This is a genomic window from Rhizobium sp. SYY.PMSO (genome assembly GCF_046840415.1).
Lineage (GTDB): Bacteria > Pseudomonadota > Alphaproteobacteria > Rhizobiales > Rhizobiaceae > Rhizobium.
In genome coordinates, this window is record NZ_CP177349.1 from 207,177 (window position 1) to 225,444 (window position 18,268).

Below are 18,268 nucleotides of genomic sequence, written 5' to 3' on the forward strand. Positions count from 1 at the left end.
TGATGGTCGAGGATCGGTTGCCGGAGGGCGTGATATCGCCGAAGCTTTCGCATATGGCCGCCCTGGCGGGTCAATATGCGATGGCGGAAAATGCCGTGGCCCATGGCGGCCATGTGCGCACCATCGCCGCCGGGCATTATACCGTCGCGGGCCTGTCCCGGCAGGTGCGCCTCGGCGATTTCGTCGCGCATCGGTCGCAGACGGGCATTCACCTCGGCGAGGTTGTCCGCGTCGAGCCGGAGCTCACCTATGTCTGCCCGATCGAGCCGGGCGAGCCGATCGGCATCCAGGATACCATCATCCGCAAGGGTGCCTTTCGCATCGCGCCTGATGACAGCTGGTGCGGCCGCACGATCAATTCGCTGGGCGAGCCGATCGATGGGCTCGGGCCGCTGGCATCGGGGCTGGTGTCGCGCTCGATCTCCAATACGGCGCCGCCATCGATGACGCGCCAACGCGTCGAAACCGGATTCAAGACCGGCGTGCGCGCCATCGATATCTTCTCGCCGCTCTGCCTCGGCCAGCGTCTCGGCATTTTTGCCGGGTCCGGCGTCGGCAAGTCGACGCTGCTGTCGATGCTGGCGAGAGCCGACGCCTTCGACAAGGTGGTGATCGCGCTTGTCGGCGAACGCGGCCGCGAAGTGCGCGAATTCATCGAGGATACGCTCGGCTCCCATATGCAGAAATCGGTGGCCGTCGTGGCGACGAGCGACGAAAGCCCGATGCTGCGCAAGATGGCGCCGCTCTCGGCCATCACCATCGCCGAACATTTCCGCGACAAGGGCGACAACGTGCTGCTGATCGTCGACAGCGTCACCCGCTTCGCCCATGCCATCCGCGAAGTGGCGACCGCCTCCGGCGAGCCGCCGATCGCGCGCGGATATCCGGCGTCGGTCTTTACCGAGCTGCCGCGCCTTCTCGAGCGCGCCGGCCCGGGGCCGGAGGGCACCGGCACGATCACCGCCATCATTTCCATCCTCGTCGATGGCGACAACCACAACGATCCGATCGCCGATTCCACCCGCGGCATTCTCGATGGGCACATCGTCCTTCAGCGCAGCCTCGCCGAAGAAGGGCGCTATCCGCCGATCGATCCGCTCGCATCCGTTTCGCGTCTGGCCCGCAAGGCCTGGACATCCGATCAGGAAAAGCTGGTTTCGCGCCTGAAGGCGCTCGTGCACCGCTATGAGGAGACGCGCGATCTGCGCCTGATCGGAGGCTACCGCCAGGGCAGCGACGCCGATCTCGATATCGCCGTGCGCCAGGTGCCGATCATCTACGACATCCTGAAGCAGACCCCGGGCGAAGAGCCGTCGGCGGATGCTTTCACCGATCTCGCGACCGCTCTCAGAAACGCGTCGGGCGGCGTCCCCGCCAGGGGCAAGTGATGGCGGTCCGGAGCATTCCCCAGATTTGTTCTTGTCCGCGGCCGGCCGGATATCGCCGGGTTTCATGCCGAAAGAGGGGTCAGAAGTGAGAGAATCCGACGCAGACGAACCGGTCGCCCCGCCGAAGCTGGCGAGACGGCGAACCGTTGCCGACAAGGCTCTGGCCTTCGCGGGACTGGCGCTCGCCGGCGCCTCCGCCTTCTTTCCCTGGTACGTTTTCCTGAACCCGGACAAGTTCGGCATTCATGTGGCCGAAGGCGACCGCACCCGCGACCTGCCCAACTGGCCGGGCCGCGAAGTCGTCAGCGTATCGCCGCTCGCCATGGTCAACAGGAATCCCGGCGAGCCGAAGGATATGATTCCCGATCCGTTGACGACGGCGACGGTCAGCAATTCCGGCCGCGAGGACGACAATGGGCTGCCGGCCGACCAGCAGCCGTTCCCCGGCAAGTCCGCGTTCCATCTGCTGCATGTCGCAAACGGCCGCGCCTTGATCGAGGACGATACCGGCATGTACGTCGTGCGCGTCGGATCGGTCCTGCCCGACAACAGCCGGCTGGCTTCGATCGAGCAACGTGACGGAAAGTGGATCATCGTCACCTCGACGGGCGAGGTTTACGGCAACAATTGAAAACCCCGCAAACGCCCGGCTTTCAGGCATTTCGAAGACCCTTACAGGAACGCATTTCCCGCAAGTCCCACGCAAGATTATCCCGCTAGATTCCCAGTGTAAGAACGGAGAGAAGCCCATGCAACCCATTCAGCTCTTTGACCTGGCCTCGCGGCAAGCCGAGTGGCTCCAGGTGCGTCAGGAGGTTGTTGCCGGCAATATCGCCAATGCCAATACGCCGAAGTATCGCGCCAAGGATGTGACGCCGTTCCAGGCAGTTCTGGACAATCAGAACGTCAACATGGTTCGCACCGATCCCGCGCATCTTTCGGGCAGCGAATTCAGCACGAGCGGCGACGTCAACGTCGAGGAAGCACCGCTCAACCAGGAAATTGGCGTTCAGGAGTCGGGTAACACCGTTGGCCTGGAAGACGAGCTCGCCAAGGCCGGTGACATCAAGCGCCAGTACAGCTTGAACACCGCGCTCGTAGGTTCCTTTCATCGCATGATGTTGATGACCGTAAAACAATAGATGAAGTGAAGATGTCATGGACCCCTTATCAGCCGCATTGAAAATTGCAGGTTCCGGCCTGGAGGCTCAATCGACTCGTCTGCGAATCGTCTCCGAAAACATTGCCAACGCCCGTTCGACGGGCGACACGCCCGGCGCGGACCCTTACCGGCGCAAGACCGTCACCTTCGGGGCCGAACTGGATCGCGCCAATGGCGTCACCACGGTCGGCGTGAAGAAGCTCGGCCAGGACACGGGCAAGTTCGTCGAGGAATACGATCCCGATAATCCGGCGGCCGACCAGAAGGGCTACGTCAAGATGCCAAACGTCAACATCCTCGTCGAGATGGCCGACATGCGTGAAGCCAATCGCTCCTACGAGGCCAATCTGCAGACGGTCAGACAGGCCCGCGACCTCATCTCCTCCACTATCGACCTGCTGAAGAACCAATGATCGACTCGATTAAGAATGTAGCCTCCCTCTCGGCGACCCGCGGCCTCGGCAGCATCGCCACGGATCTGACCTCCGCCGCTTCCAGCGTCATGAACGCCTCGCCGGTCGTCGCCATGGGTGCGGACGCCGGCATGAGCTTCGCTTCGGTCATGTCGAATGTCGCCAAGGACTCCATCAACACCCTGAAGGAAGCCGAAAGCGCCTCCTTCGCCGGGATCAAGGGCACGATGAGCACCCGCGAAGTCGTCGACAAGGTCATGCAGGCCGACCAGACGCTGCAGACCGCGATCGCGCTGCGCGACAAAGTCGTGTCCGCATTCCTCGACATTACGAAGATGCAGATCTAGGGCGGGGTTCCCCGCTTTAATTACCTGATTTGGCGACAGCTGTTCGCAGGCTCGTTCCGGGCTGCGAAGGTTTCGCCCCAGATCCAAGGACGAAAGCATGAGAGCGCTCGCAATCGCCGCGACAGGCATGGACGCCCAGCAGACCAACCTCGAAGTGATCGCGAACAACATCGCGAACATCAATACCACGGGCTACAAGCGCTCGCGCGCCGAGTTTTCCGATCTTCTCTACCAGACCGAGCGCGCCAAGGGCATCGCCAACAGGCCGAACCAGGCGGTGGTGCCGGAGGGCGCGAACATCGGTCTCGGCGTTCAGACCGTGGCCGTTCGCAACATTCAGATCCAGGGCGAACTGTCGCAGACGCAGAACGAGCTCGACGTCGCGCTCGTCGGCCGCGGCTGGTTCCAGATCCAGATGCCGGACGGCACGACGGCCTATACGCGCGCCGGCTCCTTCAACAAGAGCGATACCGGCCAGATCGTCACGCCCGACGGCAACGTGCTGGAGCCGGGGATCACCATCCCGAACAACGCGAGCAGCCTTGCCATCAGCCAGTCCGGCGAAGTATCGGCGATCATCGGCACGGCGACGACGCCGACGGTGCTCGGCCAGCTGCAGATCGCCAACTTCGTCAACGAAGCCGGCCTGCAGCCGATGGGCAGCAACCTCTTCACCCAGACGCCGGCTTCCGGCGATCCGGTCGTTTCCGATCCGAACGAGAACGGCTTTGCCTACCTGAAGCAAAACTACCTGGAATCGTCGAACGTCGATCCGGTCAAGGAAATCACCGACCTGATCACCGCGCAGCGCGCCTACGAGATGAATTCCAAGGTCATCACGACGGCCGACGAAATGGCGCAGATCGTCAGCAAGAACCTGAAGTAGCGGGAAGGACGGGCCGAACATGAGGTTTCGCCGGATGAAAAGCTTAGCAATGGCCTGGTTCGCCGCGGCGAGCCTCTCCGTCGCGTTCGCCTCGGCCGCGCCCGCAGGCGCTGTCGGTGCCGATGGTCCCGGCCTTGGGACCGCCGTGGTGCCGACCGAGACGATCTATCCCGGCGATATCATCAGCAGCGCCCAGCTCGAGGAAGTCGAGGTCACGAACCCCAACCTGACCGGCGATTACGCCAAGCGGCTCCACGACGTCACGGGGCTGGTGTCGAAACGGACGCTTCTTCCGGGCCGCACGATCTCCATTTCCGCATTGCGCCAGCCCTATGCCGTGACGCGCGGCTCCAACGTGCGTCTGGTGATGAGCATGGGCAGCATGACCATCACGGCGGCGGGAACGCCGCTGGACGACGGCGCCGTCGGCGATAGCGTCCGCGCCCGCAACATGGATTCGGGCATCATCGTCAACGGCACGGTTCTCGAAAACGGTACGATCCGCGTGGTCGCGAAATGAAACGGCTTCGTCAGTTTTTCGCAGTCCTGTTGGCATTGCCCAGCTTGATCGTCGCAGATCCGGCCGCGGCGATGCAGTCGCGCATCAAGGATATCGCGTCGCTCCAGTCCGGCCGCGACAACCAGCTCATCGGCTACGGTCTGATCGTCGGTCTGCAGGGGACGGGCGACGGCCTGCGCTCCTCGCCCTTCACCGAGCAGTCCATGCGCGCGATGCTGCAGAACCTCGGCATCTCGACGCAGGGCGGTCAATCCGCCGCGAAGAATACGGCCGCCGTCATGGTGACTGCGAACCTGCCGCCCTTCGCAAGCCCCGGCAGCCGCATCGACGTGACGGTCAGCTCGCTCGGCGACGCGACTTCGCTGCGCGGCGGCACGCTGATCATGACGTCGCTGACGGGTGCCGACGGGCAGATCTATGCCGTGGCACAGGGCTCGGTCATCGTCTCCGGCTTTCAGGCGCAAGGCGCGGCGGCGACGGTGACAGAGGGTGTGACGACAGCCGGCCGCGTGCCCGGCGGCGCCATCATCGAGCGCGAGCTGCCGTCGCGCTTCAAGGATTCGGTCAATCTGGTCCTGCAACTGCGCAATCCGGACTTTTCCACGTCGATCCGCATCGCCGATACGGTGAATGCCTGGGCGACCTCGCGTTTCGGTGCGCCGATCGCGGAGGCCAAGGACTCGCAGGAGGTGGCGATCGCCAAGCCGAAGATGGCGGACCTCACCCGTCTGATGGCCGATATCGAAAACCTGAACGTCCAGACCGACACGCCGGCCAAGGTCGTCATCAACGAGCGCACAGGAACGATCGTCATCGGCGCCGACGTCCGCGTCTCGCCCGTCGCCGTCAGCTACGGGACGCTGACCGTGCAGGTGAGCGAAAACCCGCAGGTGATCCAGCCCGAGCCCTTCTCGGACGGCCAGACCGCCGTGCAGGACCAGACGGACATCACCGCCACCAAGAGCGGCGGCCGGGTCGCGGTCCTGGAAGGGCCGGATCTGAAGACGCTGGTTTCCGGTCTCAACAATATCGGCGTCAAGCCGGACGGCATCATCGCCATCCTGCAAGGCATCAAGTCGGCCGGCGCCCTGCAAGCGGAGCTCGTGCTGCAATGATATCGATCGTCACCGCCAGAAAAATGCTGCTGCCATGCGGTCTTGCAACCGGCGCCCTGCTGTTGTCGTTCGGCATGGCGGCGGCACAGGACGCGGCAAAACCGACCGTCGATCCGGCCTCCAGCCAGGATGAGATCAAGCAATTCTGCACCAACATCGCCGATCCGGCGCGCGACCAGCGCTATCTGTTGCAGAAGCAGGAGCTGGACAAGCTGCAGGCCGATGTCGATCAGCGCATCGCGACCATGGAAAAGCGCAAGGCCGAATATGAGGACTGGCTGAAACGGCGCGACGATTTTCTCAAGACCGCGGATCTCGGCCTGGTCGATATCTACAAGAACATGAAACCGGATGCGGCCGCGGCGAGCCTCAACGATGTCAGGATCACGGTTGCCGCCGCGATCATCATGAAGCTCTCGTCGCGGCAATCGAGCCTGATCCTCGCGGAAATGGATGCGCACAAGGCGGCCGTCATCACCAATATCATTGCCAGCGCATCCGACCCGAATACATCGAAGTCGAAGGACCCCTCATGAACATGCGTCTTACGGCCGCCTGCACCATCGTCGTCTTTCTCGCCGGTTGCCAGTCGCAGGCCCTTAGGGAAATCGGCAGGGCGCCTGCCATGAGTCCGATCGGCAGCGGCCTGCAATACGCGCAGACGCCGCAAATGCTGCAATATCCGAAGCGGCCGCACCAGGTCGCGCAAGGCTATTCGCTGTGGAACGATTCGCAGGCCGCGCTCTTCAAGGATGCGCGCGCGCTCAACGTCGGCGACATCCTGACCGTTACCATCCAGATCAACGACAAGGCGAACTGGGACAACGAGACGAATCGCAGCCGCACGAACAAGAGCGATATGAACTGGGATATTTCCGCCAAGATCTTCGGCTGGAAGCCCGCCACCAACGCCGACGCGACCTCGGGCTCCGACACCAGCACCGACGCCAAGGGCAAGATGCAGCGCTCCGAGCAGATCAACCTGCTCGTCGCCGCCGTCGTGACCGGCATCCTCGAGAATGGCAACCTGATGATCAGCGGCTCGCAGGAAGTCCGCATGAATCAGGAAATCCGCATTCTGAACGTCGCCGGTATCGTGCGGCCGCAGGACGTCACCGCCGAAAACACCATTTCCTACGACAAGATCGCCGAAGCGCGCATCTCTTACGGCGGCCGCGGCCGTCTGACGGAAATACAGCAGCCGCCGCGAGGGCAGCAGGCGGTCGACCTTCTGTCGCCGCTCTGACCCGACGGCATCGGCCAGTTTGACAACGAACGGATAGGGACATGGCAGCAGCCGCAGACGAACCGGCAAAAGGCAAGGCATCGCCGATGATGATGATCGTCGGGCTACTGGTGCTGACCGTCCTCGGCGGCGGCGGCGGCTGGGTGCTCGGAACCGTCGTCGCGCCGAAGGTCAAGGCCGCCGCCGCTGCGGTGCAGGCGAGCGAGAAGGCGGCAGGCGACGGCAAGCACGCCGCCGCGGCCGGGCAGGCGAACGGGATTATCGCCCTCGATCCGATCACGACCAATCTCGCCTATCCCTCGCAGAGCTGGGTCAGGCTGGAATTGGCGCTGGTCTTCAAGGGGCAGCCGGACGCTCAGCTCGCCCAGGCGATCCATCAGGATATCCTGGCGTACATCCGCACGGTCTCCCTGCAGCAGATCGAAGGCGCGCGGGGCCTGCAATATCTTCGGGATGACATCCAGGAGCGTGTTGACCTGCGCTCGGAAGGACGAGTATCGAAAGTCATGTTCAGAACTTTCGTGATCGAATGAGTCGGCTAGCGCTCGCCCTGTCTATAACAGTCATTGCTGCACTATCGCCGGAACTGGCGGTGGCGCAGCAATTGTCGCAACAGCTTCCCGCCGATCTTCTGAATGCTCCCGTCAACGGCTCGGTCGCCGCCTGGATCATTCGCACGTTCGGGCTTTTGACGATCCTGTCGATTGCGCCCGGCATCCTGATCATGGTGACGAGCTTTCCGCGTTTCATCATCGCCTTTTCGATCCTGCGCAGCGGCATGGGCCTTGCGTCGACGCCGTCGAACATGATCCTGCTGAGCCTGGCGCTGTTCATGACCTTCTACGTCATGTCGCCGACCTTCGATCAGGCGTGGAAGGACGGCGTGCAGCCCTTGCTCGCCAATCAGATTTCCGAGGCGGACGCGGTGCAGCGCATTGCCGAACCGTTCCGCACCTTCATGTCGAACAACACGCGTGACAAGGATCTGAAGCTGTTCGTCGATCTGGCGAAGGAGCGCGGCCAGACGACGGTCGTCGACAACAAGATCGATTACCGCGTCCTGATTCCGGCCTTCATGATTTCCGAGATTCGCCGCGGCTTCGAGATCGGCTTCCTTGTGGTCCTGCCGTTTCTCGTCATCGACCTGATCGTGTCGACCATCGTCATGGCGATGGGCATGATGATGCTGCCGCCGACCTCGATTTCGCTGCCGTTCAAGATTCTCTTCTTTGTGCTGATCGACGGCTGGAACTTGCTGGTCGGCAGTCTGGTTCGCTCTTTCCACTGACAAGACAGGCGAAAGGCGACGCCGGAGCTATCGCCCCGGCGTCAGCGGGCTTTATTCGGCCGCGATCGCCGCCGCGTTCTGGTCTTCTTCCATGAACGGCTCCAGGCGCACCGGCAGCGCCGGCACGTCGATGTGGTCGGGTGCGAGGCCCTGTCTGGCGTGGGCGGCCATCATCTCGAAGGCCGTTTCCAGATGGTGCGTGAAGCGCTCCGCATCGAAAAGCGGCTTGATGTAGCGATTGGCGGCCAGCGTTTGCTTGAACTGCGCGATACGTTCCGGCTGGCCGGCGAGCTGCACCGCCATATCCTCGTAGGCTGTGAGGTCGTCGGCCACCAGCTCGGGCAGGCCGATGGCGTTCAGCAGGCTCTCGCTGACGCGGGAGGCGAAATTGCTGCCCTTCGTGGTCAGGACCGGCAGGCCGCCCCAAAGCTGCTCCGACGTGGTCGTGTGACCATTGACCGGGAAGGTGTCGAGGCCGAGATCGGCCAGCTGCTGGCGGTCGATATGGTCTTCGTAGCGAATGCGCGTGGTGAAGACGACACGCTTGCGGTTGATGCCGCGCGCTTCCATGCGTGCCCATATGTTGGCTTCCGCACGAGGGCCGTTGCACAGCAGCCAGAGAACGCTGTTCTTGCTGCGCTTGAGGATATTGCACCACGCGTCTACCATCTGCGAGGTGATCTTGCGGTTGCCGTTGAAGGAGGCGAAGACGAAGGCGTCCTCCGGCAGCCCATGCTGCGCGCGGGTCGTCGGCCGCGGCTTCGGGCGGTTGATCGGGTCGTTCGGCTGATAGCATTCGGGCAGGCGGCAGAACTTCTCGTGGAAATGTTCCTTCGAGCCATCCGGCAGCACATGATGGTCGCCGATGATGTAGTCGAGGTCGATGTTGACGGTCGTGCCGGGGAACCCGAGCCAGGCGACCTGGATCGGTGCGGCCATATGGTTGAGGATGAAGGCGCGACTGCCCTTTGTATGCCCCTTGAGGTCGACGAGAATGTCGATTCCGCGGCTGCGGATGGCGTCTGCCGCCGCCTGGTTGGAGAGGCCGCGTATATCGACCGTCGCACCCAGCTCCGAGTAATCGAATGCTTCGTCCTGCCGGTGAGACAGGTCGGAGTGATCGAAGAGGGTAATTTCGAACCGGTCCTTGTCGTGCAGCTCGAGAACGCGCTGCATCAGCTTCATCGTTGCGTGGCCGGGCCAGAAGTCGGATGAGAGATAGCCGATGCGGATCTTGCTGCCCCATGCGTGCGGCAGCCTGCGGCGCGTCTCCGCGTGACCTGCGGGCAAGGGATCGGTGTCGTGGATTGCGAGCTTGTTGATCGCCTCGTCGCCGCACCAGTGAAGGTGGAAGAACGGGTTGTCGGGGATGACGTGGTCGAGCTTGCCCTGGGCCAGCGAGGCCATGACGGGCGCCATGTGCCTGTCGACCGCAGCCAGATCCGACACTTCGCGCGCGAAGATCAGATAGAGCGTGCGGAAGATGATGTTTTCGGGATGCTTCTTGAACAGGGTCGTGACGATATGCCGGTTGCTCTCGTCGTAGAGATCGTCGGTCAGCAGCTTCGCGGCCATCTGGCGATGCCTGATGGCCGGCCCTTCCACGAGCACCGTCTTGAAGCCGGTCAGCAGCTCCTTCTGCTGACGGCTCAGCAGGATGCGGGTGAGGATGAAGGCAAGATCGGCATCCTTGAACGCCAGCGGCAGGATCAGGCTTCCGACCGCAAGCGCCTGGTCGTCGTTGCCGCAATCGCCATGGAGCAGCAGGGCTTCGCGAAGATAGTCCTCACGCTGCGGCTTCTGTCTGCCGGCCAGTTCATAGGCGCTCGCCGCATCCGACTTGAAGCCGAGCTTGAGCAGCGTCTTCGCCAGCAACGCATAGGTCTTGGGCGATCTGTCGACGTTCAGCAGCTCGTTCAGCGTTTCGAGCGCGCGCGTATATTGCCCCTTCTGATAGAAGCCGGACGCTGTCAAAAAGGCTTTTCTTGTAGTCACGAGCGAGAACTCCGAGCGATATGGTGAGCGGCTCCCGCCGAAGGTCGAGGGCCGGCATCATGGATTCGCGTGATGATCTCTCACGTAGCTTGCCTGAAACCGAAGCAACGGTCGAAATTGCCTTTACGAATTTTTAGCCACGTTCCGGATAGAAAGTCTGCCGCTGCCCCCGGTTAAGAAATTCGCAAGCAATGGGTGCGACTTTGCTCGCGACATGACGGGTTTGGTCCTCCAGGAAATTGGATCGAGGGGCATGAAGCTGCTCCGTCATCGCCGGTATTCCCAGTCCGGTATGTCCTCCTTTCGTATTCAGTTTCCAGGGGACACTCAATGACTAGCGTTATCACCAACAATTCCGCAATGGCCGCCCTCCAGACGCTGCGCGGCATCAGCAGCAGCCTGCAGGACACGCAGAACGCCGTTTCTTCCGGCCTGCGCATCTCCAAGGCCTCCGACAACGCCGCCTACTGGTCCATCGCCACCAGCATGAAGTCCGACGACAGCGCCATCGGCGCCGTTTCCGACGCTCTCGGCCTGGGTGCAGCCAAGGTCGACACTGCATCGACCGCCGTCAGCAGCGCCATCGACATCGTCGGCCAGATCAAGGACAAGCTTGCCACCGCCATGGAAGGCTCGGTCGACAAGAACTCCGTTCAGGAAGAAATCGGCCAGCTTCAGCAGCAGCTGCAGAGCGTCGCCCAGTCGGCTTCGTTCAACGGCGAAAACTGGGTCATGGCCAAGGGCGGCGATTCCGCCTCGGTCGTCTCGTCCTTCATCCGCGGCACCAACGGCACCGTTTCCGTCAGCACAGCCTCCTACGAGTTCGACTCCGGCGCAACCGGCAACGTCCTGTTCGGCGCGAATGCCAATGGCACGATCGATACCTCTTCGGGTATCCTTGGCAAGGTTGACAGCACGGTCGGCGCTTCGGTCTTCAGCCTCGACATCAGCAACATGACCGGCGGCCAGATTTCCAGCGCGCTCAACATGGTTCAGACCGCTCTGAACTCCATGACCAGCCTGGGTTCGAAGCTGGGCTCCATCTCCAGCCGTATCGACCTGCAGACGAGCTTCGCCTCCTCGCTCTCCGACTCGATCCAGTCGGGCGTCGGCAAGCTGGTGGACGCCGACATGGAACAGGAATCGAGCAAGCTCTCCGCTCTGCAGACGCAGCAGCAGCTGGCCGTTCAGTCGCTGTCGATCGCGAACTCTTCGACCCAGTCGATCCTGTCGCTCTTCCGCTAACGGGAAGCGCCAACGCAGCGCGTTGGACGACAATCCTAAACAAGACGTTAACCGCGCCTCCCTAAGGCGCGGTTTTTTTTATATTTTCCGGCCAAAAGCAGTTCAGGTTTTCTTAACCATATTGCTGTTTCTTAAGACCATCGAAGCGGCGAGTTAACCTTAACTGATTTGGTTAACAGGCATGATGCTGAATGCCGTTACCGGTTTTAGGTCCGGAATGTCCCTTATTTAACCACTGCCAAAAGGGGCAAATATCATGACGAGCATTCTTACCAATAACGCCGCAATGGCAGCCCTCCAGACGCTGCGCTCCATCGGCTCCGATCTGCAGGACACGCAGAACGCCGTTTCTTCCGGCCTGCGCATCTCCAAGGCTTCCGACAACGCCGCCTACTGGTCGATCGCCACCAGCATGAAGTCCGACAACAGCGCCATCGGCGCCGTTTCCGACGCTCTCGGCCTGGGTGCCGCGAAGGTCGACACCGCAACCACCGCCGTCACCAGCGCCATCGACATCGTCGGCCAGATCAAGGACAAGCTTGCCACGGCCATGGAACCGTCGGTCGACAAGAAGTCCATCCAGGAAGAAATCACGCAGCTTCAGCAGCAGCTGCAGAGCGTCGCCCAGTCGGCTTCGTTCAACGGCGAAAACTGGGTCATGGCCAAGAGCGGCGATTCCGCCTCGGTCGTCTCGTCCTTCATCCGCGGCACCAACGGCACCGTTTCCATCAGCACGAGCTCCTACGAGTTCGACTCCGGCGCAACCGGCAACGTTCTGTTCGGTTCGAACAACGGCACGATCGATACCTCTTCGGGTATCCTTGGCACCCAGAACTCCACGGTCGGCGCTTCGGTCTTCAGCCTCGATATCACCAACATGACCGGCGGCCAGATCTCCAGCGCGCTCAACATGGTTCAGACCGCTCTGAACTCCATGACCAGCCTGGGTTCCAAGCTCGGTTCGGTCTCCAGCCGCATCGACCTGCAGACGAGCTTCGCCTCCTCGCTCTCCGACTCGATCGAATCGGGCGTCGGCAAGCTGGTGGACGCCGACATGGAACAGGAATCGAGCAAGCTCTCCGCTCTGCAGACGCAGCAGCAGCTGGCCGTTCAGTCGCTGTCGATCGCAAACTCCTCGACCCAGTCGATCCTGTCGCTCTTCCGCTAACAGGAAGAACCGGCGCCACGCGCCGTGTGATCGCAAGCGAAGATTTCGCCGCGCCTTCTCTGGAAGGCGCGGTTTTCTTTTGGGATCCGGAGCCTGCTCGCGGTCGACCGCTGCGCACCTTTTCCGAGCTGCCTAGGAGGCGATTGCGAGCGCCGCTGTGGCCCGGTGCCGGACGGCATCGACGAAGCCATCGAAGAGCTTGCGCATCGCAACCTGCTTGTAGGGGTAGACGATGGGGTCGTCCATATTGTGAACCACCATTGCGACGTCGAGCTCGAATACCAGCAGGCGGCCGTCGGGAAGTTCCGCGCAATCGATGCCGAAATAGTCGAGCCCGATATGACGGCAAAGGGCGGCGAAGCTTTCGCGGTGGCGAACTGCGAAATCGTGGTCGAAATTCTCCATCCACGCCTGCTCGACGGCGCGCTTTTCCGCGCTCTGCGCCATGCCGGCGCTCAGATAGTGTACGATCCAGTGCTCCGACAGCGCCATATGGCTGGCAAAGGCCCTGCCGTTGATGAAGACGACCCTTTGCTTGTTGTAGAGGCCGTCGGAACCGCGAAAATCGATGAATGGCGCGACATAGAGCTCCTGGGCAGACTGCGTCTCCAGAAAGGCCGCCAGTCCGGCCGGATCGGCGATGCGCTCCATTCCGTTGCCCGCATGCGTGCTGATCGGGCGAACGACGAGTGGGAAGGACAGTCCCGGGGCGCAGTCTTCGAGCTGGCGGATTCCCGCGCCGATCGCTGCAAGATCGGCACGCGACAAGCGATGGGTGGCCGGTGACAGGATGGACGGCTCGCCGGCCAGCATTCCGCTCACCCCATCGCGGGTGAGCCTGGCGATCAGTGCCGGATCGCGGTTCATCACCGGACCGTCGAACCCAGCCAGCAGCCCTTGCATATGGGCGAGCAGGGGAGTGTTTTCGCTCGATTCACCGATCGCCATGAAGGCTACGTCATGGTCCGGCAGATCGGTGAGGGCCGTGGTGTCCAGGTCGACATAGTGCAGCCACAGCACGCAGTCGCTGCCCGCCAGCAGGAAATCGAGCGGGGTATTGGCCATGAAGTCGCCTTCCGTGACGAAAGCCAGCAGCCGCGGTCCCGTGCCGTTGCCATGGACGACGCAGAAGTCGCGGCGAAGCTGCACGGCGCTCCTCAGGATCTGGCGGGCCTCGTCCTTGCGGCTGAGCGTTTGCAGTATGGTCGCCATGTCCAGAAGTGCGGCCGCATCTGTCGGATCCGTCGTCACGCGTTGCATGAGCTCGTTCCATAGCGACGTCACGTCATGGCCGGCATAGACGAGCGAGACGATTCGCTGCATGCCGAGAATTCGGGCGGCGTCCGGCGTGTTCAACAGGGCAGGGTCGGTAGGCGGGGCTTTGGTCATGAGCATTGAGGGAGATCCTGTCGGGAACCGATTGTCAAAACGCTTTCAACGAGTGTGTCGATATCCGTCTGCCGCGTCCGGTGATTCACGATCGCGGCGCGGATGGCCGGCTGCCCGTTCAGATGGGTGAGGGACGGGGCGACGCGGCCTTCGGCGTGGAGACGCTCGACGATATGGGAGTTGATGGAGGATGGCATCGTGCCGTCCGCTCCGACATAGGCGAAGCAGACGATGTTGAGGGCGACGGGTGCGAGCAGTTTCAGCGCAGGTTCCTGCTCGATCCGCTGCGCCAGCCTGCGCGCCAGCATGCAATTGGCGCTCATGGCGTCCCCCAATGCTCTGACGCCATAGGTTTTCAGGGTAAACCAGGTCTTCAGCGCCCTGAAGCCGCGCGACAGGTCGGGTCCGTAATCGCAAGGCCACCAGTCTCCGCCTGCAAGGCCGGTGGCCGCGCGGCTGAGATAGGCGGCATCCGAGGCAAAGGTCTGCCGCTGCCACTCTGCGTCGCGCACGAGGAGGAAGCCGGCGTCGTAGGGCACCTGGCCCCATTTGTGAAAGTCGAAGGCGAGCGAATCGCAGCTCTCGATTCCGGCGAACAGGTGGGCCAGTTCCGGGCTGAGAACGCCGAGCGCCCCGAGTGCGCCGTCGACGTGGAAATGAAGGTCGTGAGTGTCGGCGACATGCCGAAGCGCGGCGAGATCGTCGACGGCGCCGGTATTGACCGTCCCTGCGCTGCCGATGACGAGGAACGGCAGGAAGCCTTCCTGCCTGTCGCTGAGGATTGCCTGTCGCAACGCCTCGACATCGATCTGGCCGAGGGCGTCGACGGCAATGCGCCGCAGCCGGTTGCTGCCGATACCGGACATTTCGAAGGCGCGGGGGACGCATCCATGCACCTCGCTCGATGCGTAGGCCACGAGCCGGGATTCGTCAGACAGGCCGGCGGCGCGCACGTCACGCCCGAGCTTGCGGCATCTGGCGATCTGCACCGCGGCGAAATTGGCCTGCGATGCGCCGGTCAGGAATATGCCGCCGGCCGTTTCCGGAAAAGAGAAGATCCGGCGCATCCAGCGGATGATCTGCCGCTCGACCTCGATCGGCATGTGGTCGCGTCCGCCGAGGTTGGCGTTCAGCCCGCCGGCCAGCATTTCGGCCAGCATGCCGGCGACCGTGCCGCCGCCCTGGACCCAGCCCATGAAACCGGGGTGAATATTGCCGCTGCCGTAAGGCAATATGCTCTCCCGGAAGACGGCATGCACATCCGCAATATCGCTGGCCTCGACGGGTAAGGGCGCGTCGAACAGAGCACGGGCGGAAGCCGGGGCATGTTGCCAGACCGGCTTCGTGCCAAGCGCCTGGAGATGATCGAACATGTCGTCCAGCATCCGGTGGCCTTGCCTGCGCAGGGCCTGCCAGTCGTCCGGGTCGAGGCTTGTTCGCTCATGGCGATCGACCGCCGCTCGCCCGGCATCCTGCAAACTGAACATTTCAACCTCGTATATGGCCGGGCATACCGACATTCCGCCGAAGCGGTGGCGAATATGCCGACCGCTTCTCGCGCGACACGGGACGGATCGCCCTATGCTACGACGTCCAAGGTGGCGCGAGGCTGACTTGCGGCGCGCGACGCGCGCCAAATGACGATGTCGCGGCGCAAACGGCATGAAACCGAGTAGGTGACATCGGCCGCGCCGACCGGCGGACCGTATGATTTCGTTAACTTTTGGCGATCGCGTTAACCTTTTATTAACCATCTTGCTGTCAGTTGCTGCTAACGCAACGGTTGGTTAACCTCTCTTAAGAGGCGGTTAACAAGCATGAGGCTGATTGCCGTTCCCGGCCGCAGACCGGAATGTCCCTTCCAAATTCAGCCACAAGGGGCACCCTTCCATGACCAGCATCCTCACCAACGACGCGGCGATGTCCGCTCTCCAGACTCTGCGCACGATCAACTCCAGCCTGCAGGATACGCAAAGCCGTGTTTCCTCGGGCTACAAGGTCGCCAAGGCCGCAGACAACGCCGCCTACTGGTCGATCGCCACCACCATGCGCTCCGACAACAGCGCGCTTTCCGCAGTCTCCGACGCGCTCGGCCTGGGCGCGGCCAAGGTCGATACGGCCTATACGGCGATGGACAATGCCATCACGGTCGTTCAGCAGATCAAGGACAAGCTCGTCGCGGCGACCGAAAACAGCGTGTCGAAGGCGGATGTTCAGGAAGAAATCACGCAGCTTCAGCAGCAGCTGGAAAGCATTGCCCAATCCGCCTCCTTCTCCGGGCAGAACTGGATGTATGCGGCCAGCGGCGCCTCGGCCTCCGTCGTCTCCTCCTTCGTGCGCAACAATGACGGCACGGTCTCCGTCAACAGCACCAGCTACAGCTTCGATACCGGCTCGCAAGGCAATGTCCTGTTCGGCGCGAAGTCCGGCGGCGCGATCGACACCAGCTCCGGCATTCTCGGGAGCAAGCAGAATATCAGCGGCAAATCCTATTCCGTCTTCAGCCTCGACATCACCAACATGACGAGCGGCGACATCGGCAAGGCGATGAACCTCGTTCAGGGCGCCCTCAACGCCATGACGAGCACGGCCTCGCAGCTCGGCTCGCTTTCGACCCGCATCGATCTGCAGACCAGCTTCGTCTCCACGCTCAGCGACACGATCGATTCCGGTGTCGGCAAGCTCGTCGATGCGGATATGGAAGAGGAATCGAGCAGGCTGTCGGCCCTGCAGACCCAGCAGCAGCTGGCGATCCAGTCGCTGCAGATCGCCAATACCAGCGCGCAGAATGTCCTGGCTCTCTTCAAGTGAGCCTTGACCGGAGCTTACGTTGAAATGGCGCGGCGGCATTTCCCTCTTGTCGCCGCCCATAAGCTTTTGTTAACGTTGCCGGTAATTGATTTGCAGTTCTTGTGCAGAATCCGGTCTTTTCTTCTCCTTCGGAGCGGTCGCCGGATACTGCTTCAGCGACGGGCCGCGCTGGGAGTTCTCCCGCTGGCGGGCATGAGGCCGAACGTTGCTGCCGGATAGGCCCGGCTTGCCAGTCCCCATGGAACGACGGATTTTCTGATGAGCAATGTGACGACGAATCCTGCCGCGTCGGCGGCGCTGACCGTGTTGCGCGGAATCACTACAGATCTCGGTGTCGTGCAGCAGCAGGTCTCGTCCGGCTCTCGTATCGCCACGGCGAGCGACGATCCGACCTATTGGTCGATGGCAACCACCATGCGCTCTGACCAGAGCAGCCTTTCAACGATTTCGGATGCGCTCGGCGTCGGCTCTTCCAAGGTGGACACCGCATCCACGGCAATGGATACCGTCGTCAGCCTCCTGACGCAGATCCAGTCGAAGCTGGTCTCGGCAAAAGAGCCGGGCACCGACAGGGATGCAATCAATGCCGATATCCTGCAGCTCAAGAATCAGCTGCAATCGGTCACGCAGTCGGCCTCCTTTTCCGGTGAAAACTGGCTCTACAACACTGCACAGCAGCCGAGCACGCAGCAATCCGTGATCAGCAATTTCACGCGCGGCGCTGGCGGCCAGGTCAGCCTGACGACCATCGGCTACGACAGCTCCGAGACGCTGATGATCGATACGGCCGATCCGAGCCGGGGATTGTTGACGAAGAATATCGACGCAAGCACGTTCGACACATCGGGCAGCGGCAGCACCACTGCCCGCAATTACTATCTCCTGGCGGCCGATACCGGCACGCCATCGGCCGGCGGAACGGAAATCGCCATATCGAGCAGCACGACGGATGACGAGCTGACCGACATGATCAATGTCACCAACTCGCTCCTGAAGTCCGCGACCTCGGCGGATTCGACACTGGGGCTGATGAAGTCGAATATCGACGATCAGTCGGATTATATTTCCAAGCTCAGCGATGCGATCAAGAGCAGCGTCGGCGATCTCGTCGATACGAACATGGAAGAGGCGTCGGTGCGGCAGAGCGCCCTGCAAACCGCCCAGCAGATGGGGATCCAGGCGTTGTCGATCGCCAACAGCATGGCGAACAAGGTGCTGATTCTCCTGCAATCGAAATAGTGGTTTCGGCGGTGCGGCCCGATCGGCCGAGCCGCCGCATTCATCCTCGCACAAGT

At 62.2% G+C, this 18,268-nt stretch carries 19 protein-coding genes; 16 read left to right on the top strand and 3 right to left on the bottom strand.

The features are described from left to right. Positions 1 to 2: 2 nt before the first annotated feature. The 12 genes from fliI to fliP all read left to right on the top strand — a co-directional run bounded on the left by fliI (position 3) and on the right by fliP (position 8,365). A complete protein-coding gene (gene fliI / locus ACJJVH_RS01005) occupies positions 3 to 1,388 on the top strand; it encodes a flagellar protein export ATPase FliI (RefSeq protein WP_112802811.1) in 1,386 nt (461 codons plus the stop codon). Between the two features lie 85 nt (positions 1,389 to 1,473). Further along, on the top strand, positions 1,474 to 2,019 hold the full coding sequence (locus ACJJVH_RS01010; RefSeq protein ID WP_112802809.1) for a flagellar protein: 546 nt from the start codon (positions 1,474 to 1,476) through the stop codon (positions 2,017 to 2,019). 118 nt (positions 2,020 to 2,137) lie between these two features. After that, on the top strand, positions 2,138 to 2,530 hold the full coding sequence (gene flgB, locus ACJJVH_RS01015) for a flagellar basal body rod protein FlgB (protein ID WP_112802807.1): 393 nt from the start codon (positions 2,138 to 2,140) through the stop codon (positions 2,528 to 2,530). Between the two features lie 16 nt (positions 2,531 to 2,546). Then, positions 2,547 to 2,963, top strand: coding sequence for a flagellar basal body rod protein FlgC (flgC, locus tag ACJJVH_RS01020; RefSeq protein WP_112802805.1), 417 nt, complete (start codon positions 2,547 to 2,549; stop codon positions 2,961 to 2,963). Then, entirely contained in the window at positions 2,960 to 3,310 is a 351-nt protein-coding gene (locus ACJJVH_RS01025) for a flagellar hook-basal body complex protein FliE (protein WP_412064563.1), read from the top strand. Before flgC ends, ACJJVH_RS01025 begins: the two co-directional genes overlap by 4 nt. Positions 3,311 to 3,407: 97 nt before the next feature. Continuing rightward, on the top strand, positions 3,408 to 4,196 hold the full coding sequence (gene flgG / locus ACJJVH_RS01030; RefSeq protein ID WP_112802801.1) for a flagellar basal-body rod protein FlgG: 789 nt from the start codon (positions 3,408 to 3,410) through the stop codon (positions 4,194 to 4,196). A 34-nt stretch (positions 4,197 to 4,230) separates the two neighbouring features. Next, positions 4,231 to 4,716, top strand: coding sequence for a flagellar basal body P-ring formation chaperone FlgA (gene flgA, locus ACJJVH_RS01035; protein ID WP_412064564.1), 486 nt, complete (start codon positions 4,231 to 4,233; stop codon positions 4,714 to 4,716). Further along, positions 4,713 to 5,831 carry a flagellar basal body P-ring protein FlgI gene (locus ACJJVH_RS01040; RefSeq protein ID WP_112802797.1) on the top strand — a complete coding sequence of 373 codons (1,119 nt, stop codon included), beginning with the start codon at positions 4,713 to 4,715 and terminating at the stop codon, positions 5,829 to 5,831. The genes flgA and ACJJVH_RS01040 overlap by 4 nt, the downstream gene beginning before the upstream one ends. Continuing rightward, on the top strand, positions 5,828 to 6,367 hold the full coding sequence (locus ACJJVH_RS01045; RefSeq protein WP_113385377.1) for a MotE family protein: 540 nt from the start codon (positions 5,828 to 5,830) through the stop codon (positions 6,365 to 6,367). The genes ACJJVH_RS01040 and ACJJVH_RS01045 overlap by 4 nt, the downstream gene beginning before the upstream one ends. Then, on the top strand, positions 6,364 to 7,077 hold the full coding sequence (gene flgH, locus ACJJVH_RS01050; RefSeq protein ID WP_112802793.1) for a flagellar basal body L-ring protein FlgH: 714 nt from the start codon (positions 6,364 to 6,366) through the stop codon (positions 7,075 to 7,077). The genes ACJJVH_RS01045 and flgH overlap by 4 nt, the downstream gene beginning before the upstream one ends. 41 nt (positions 7,078 to 7,118) lie before the next feature. Further along, positions 7,119 to 7,610, top strand: coding sequence for a flagellar basal body-associated FliL family protein (locus ACJJVH_RS01055; RefSeq protein WP_113371595.1), 492 nt, complete (start codon positions 7,119 to 7,121; stop codon positions 7,608 to 7,610). Next, the gene (gene fliP, locus ACJJVH_RS01060) at positions 7,607 to 8,365 is read left to right on the top strand and encodes a flagellar type III secretion system pore protein FliP (RefSeq protein ID WP_112802789.1); all 759 of its coding nucleotides are present in this window, start codon (positions 7,607 to 7,609) and stop codon (positions 8,363 to 8,365) included. Before ACJJVH_RS01055 ends, fliP begins: the two co-directional genes overlap by 4 nt. A 51-nt stretch (positions 8,366 to 8,416) precedes the next feature. Here fliP and ACJJVH_RS01065 read toward each other — a convergent pair whose 3' ends face one another. Further along, on the bottom strand, positions 8,417 to 10,360 hold the full coding sequence (locus ACJJVH_RS01065) for a glycosyl transferase (protein ID WP_412064565.1): 1,944 nt from the start codon (positions 10,358 to 10,360) through the stop codon (positions 8,417 to 8,419). Positions 10,361 to 10,690: 330 nt separating this feature from the next. Between ACJJVH_RS01065 and ACJJVH_RS01070 the strand changes: the two genes are divergently transcribed. After that, positions 10,691 to 11,605, top strand: a complete 915-nt coding sequence (locus ACJJVH_RS01070; RefSeq protein WP_112802785.1) for a flagellin — start codon at positions 10,691 to 10,693, stop codon at positions 11,603 to 11,605. 256 nt (positions 11,606 to 11,861) lie between these two features. Further along, a complete protein-coding gene (locus ACJJVH_RS01075) occupies positions 11,862 to 12,773 on the top strand; it encodes a flagellin (protein WP_113371598.1) in 912 nt (303 codons plus the stop codon). 132 nt (positions 12,774 to 12,905) lie between these two features. Here ACJJVH_RS01075 and ACJJVH_RS01080 read toward each other — a convergent pair whose 3' ends face one another. Together ACJJVH_RS01080 and ACJJVH_RS01085 are read right to left on the bottom strand one after the other, a co-directional pair. Next, the gene (locus ACJJVH_RS01080; protein ID WP_412064566.1) at positions 12,906 to 14,168 is read right to left on the bottom strand and encodes an ATP-grasp domain-containing protein; all 1,263 of its coding nucleotides are present in this window, start codon (positions 14,166 to 14,168) and stop codon (positions 12,906 to 12,908) included. Beyond that, the gene (locus tag ACJJVH_RS01085; protein WP_412064567.1) at positions 14,159 to 15,649 is read right to left on the bottom strand and encodes a pyridoxal phosphate-dependent decarboxylase family protein; all 1,491 of its coding nucleotides are present in this window, start codon (positions 15,647 to 15,649) and stop codon (positions 14,159 to 14,161) included. Before ACJJVH_RS01085 ends, ACJJVH_RS01080 begins: the two co-directional genes overlap by 10 nt. 403 nt (positions 15,650 to 16,052) lie before the next feature. On the opposite strand from ACJJVH_RS01085, the gene ACJJVH_RS01090 reads away from it, so the two are divergent. Both ACJJVH_RS01090 and ACJJVH_RS01095 read left to right on the top strand, forming a co-directional pair. After that, positions 16,053 to 16,973: a flagellin gene (locus ACJJVH_RS01090; RefSeq protein ID WP_112802779.1), complete on the top strand. Its 921-nt coding sequence runs from the start codon at positions 16,053 to 16,055 to the stop codon at positions 16,971 to 16,973. A gap of 258 nt (positions 16,974 to 17,231) precedes the next feature. Further along, positions 17,232 to 18,212: a flagellin gene (locus ACJJVH_RS01095; RefSeq protein WP_112802778.1), complete on the top strand. Its 981-nt coding sequence runs from the start codon at positions 17,232 to 17,234 to the stop codon at positions 18,210 to 18,212. Positions 18,213 to 18,268: the final 56 nt, after the last annotated feature.